We start from the raw sequence: 2,525 nt of genomic DNA, 5'->3' as shown, positions 1-2,525 counted from the left end.
CCGCCGTACCGCGCGAACCAGTACGACCCTTGATGTCTGAGCATCAGGAGTTCGGCCGGGCCGAGGCCACGCGGGTGCATGCCGAGGCCCTGAGACGAGCACGGGCCTGGCGCGCTGACAGGAGGAATGATCCAGACGCGTAGTCCGTGCCGGCGTGGCGCAGCCACTACGCTGTGCCCCACACGGCTGACGGGGGGATACCGCAATGTCCGACGACGAGGGCGAGCCGGAACCGGTTTCTCATGACCTCCGAGCCGAGAAGGCTGTGCTGCGGGCCATGCTCGTCTCGACCGATGCCATCGCCGATGTCGTCGAGATCCTGCACGGCCACGATTTCTACCGGCCGGCACACGAGCTGATCTACAACAGCATCCTCGCCCTGTACGCCGCGGAGAAGGCGCCGAGTCCCTTCACGGTGTGCGCGCACCTTGAAGAAGCCGGCCAGCTGGACCGGGCGGGCGGCCGTGCCTACGTCAACAGTCTGGTCAGCACTGCGTCTGGCAAGGACTGGGCGCGGAACGCCGAACGGGTCCAGGCCACCTCCCGCCTGCGAAGGCTGCACACGGCTGCCATCCACATCGAGAACCTGGTCGCCGAAGCCAGTCCTGAGAACGTCGACAAGGTGGCGAATGCCGCCGAGGCCGAGATCCTGGCGGCCACGACAAGCCGGCCGGGCAGCCTGCCCCCGGCTTTCAGCATCGGGGACGTGCTCGAGGACACCCTGGACGAGCTCGAGGCCATCGGTAGCCGCAAGGCGACCCTCGCCGGTGTCCCCACAGGCTTCCAGGACCTGGACCTGCTCACCGGAGGCCTCCAGCCCGGTCAGCTCATCGTCCTCGCCGGCCGACCCGCCATGGGCAAGTCCACGCTCGCCGGCGACTTCCTGCGCGCGGCCGCCATCAAGGCCAACCTGCCCTCGACCCTCTTCACGCTCGAGCTCCGCCGGACAGAAGTCACCATGCGGATCCTGGCGGCAGAAGCCCGCGTTGCCCTGCACCACATGCGCGCGGGCACGCTGACCGACGACGACTGGACCCGGCTGGCAAGGCGCATGCCCGACGTCAGCGCTGCCCCTCTCTACATCCAGGACAGCGCCTACGCCACCTTCACCGACCTGCGCGCCCAGTGCCGCCGTCTGCGCAGCCAGCGCGACATCGCTCTGATCGTGGTCGACGCCCTGCACATGCTCACCTACGGCACCCGGCCCTTCTCCTCCCGCTACGAGGAGATCTCGGAGATCGCCCGCTGCCTCAAACTCCTCGCGAAGGAACTCGACATTCCCGTCGTCGCCGTCTCGCAGCTCAACCGCGGGCCGGAGCAGCGAACCGACAAGAAGCCACAGATCAGCGACCTCAGGGACTCCGGGGCACTGGAGGACAACGCCGACGTCGTGATCCTCCTCCACCGTGAAGACGCCTACGAGAAGGAGTCCCCCCGCGCCGGGGAAGCCGACCTGATCGTCGCCAAACACCGCAACGGCCCCACCGCCACCATCACTGTCGCCTTCCAGGGCCACTACTCCCGCTTCGTGGACATGGCACAACCCTGACCCCGCACCGGGCCTTGCCCGACCTCGCAGCCCGATCCAAACCCGGCACAGGGAGGACCAACGCGATGACCCACGAGCAACCCCCAGCGCCGAACAGGTTCAACGGGCTTCCGGAACCACTCAGGCGAACCATGGAGACCCAAGACCTCATCCCCACACCCTGGCCTGACCTGACCGAGCTCGCCGAGCTGAACTTCCGCCACAAGGTCGGCATCATCGCGCAGCGCGGCAGCCGCGAGGCCAAGGTCGGCAGGGACATCGCCGTCCACGCCGCGAAAGCCGGGGTCCCTACGGTGCTGTACACCGGATACCCACCAGAGGACACACCCGGCTGGCTGGCCGTCGAGCAGGCGCCCAACCCCACACCAGCGGACGTGAACAACCGTGCAAAGCTGCGGATCAACGGCGAGCTGCCTGCCTTCGTAGTCATCGAACGCTACGAACGCATCAGCCCCACACCTCAGCCGCCGTCCGACTGGGACGACGTCATTGACGACCCCTACGACGACCCGGACTACGAGCCCGAATCATGGGCGGACAAGCTGATGTGGTCCGTCAGAGAGATCAGAATCGACCTCCCCATGCTGTTCACCACCGTCGTCGACCACACACCGGAACTCTCCCGCCGCATGGGGAAGTGGCTGCATATCGACCATCCCGCCATGGTGATGACAGACGTCTGCAAGCCCACCCTCGTCGTGCACCGCACCAGCCCCCAGACCGTCGAGGCACGCATGGAAGTCGATCACCACGAGTACCGAACGGGGAACCGCAACACTCTCCGATGGGCTCCGTTGAACCGCCGCCGCCCCTGACCGGCTGCCGACCCGCTGTAGCACTAGGCTGGCCTCTAGTGACGGGTTGATTACGCTCAGCAAGGTGGGATCGGTGAAAGCGCGATGTCCTCGACAGGCCGCAGCCAGAATGCCGAGCCGCCTGCGGTGACGGCGGCACCAGACCCGATGGCCGTTGTCTG

The 2,525-nt window shown here is 67.0% G+C and carries 2 protein-coding genes; both read left to right on the top strand.

Translation table 11 applies throughout. The features are described from left to right. Positions 1-205: 205 nt before the first annotated feature. The gene (gene dnaB / locus VR44_RS38695; protein ID WP_045952371.1) at positions 206-1,549 is read left to right on the top strand and encodes a replicative DNA helicase; all 1,344 of its coding nucleotides are present in this window, start codon (positions 206-208) and stop codon (positions 1,547-1,549) included. Between the two features lie 131 nt (positions 1,550-1,680). Next, a complete protein-coding gene (locus tag VR44_RS38690) occupies positions 1,681-2,364 on the top strand; it encodes a hypothetical protein (protein ID WP_045952370.1) in 684 nt (227 codons plus the stop codon). The last annotated feature ends 161 nt before the right edge of the window (positions 2,365-2,525 follow it).

The organism is Streptomyces katrae (assembly GCF_000966975.1).
Lineage (GTDB): Bacteria > Actinomycetota > Actinomycetes > Streptomycetales > Streptomycetaceae > Streptomyces > Streptomyces katrae.
This window is presented reverse-complemented; position numbering and strand designations above follow the sequence as displayed.

Coding starts and splice junctions, on each gene's coding strand:
- dnaB (WP_045952371.1), top strand. CDS start 206: ATGTCCGACGACGAGGGCGAGCCGGAACCGGTTTCTCATGACCTCCGA.
- VR44_RS38690 (WP_045952370.1), top strand. CDS start 1,681: ATGGAGACCCAAGACCTCATCCCCACACCCTGGCCTGACCTGACCGAG.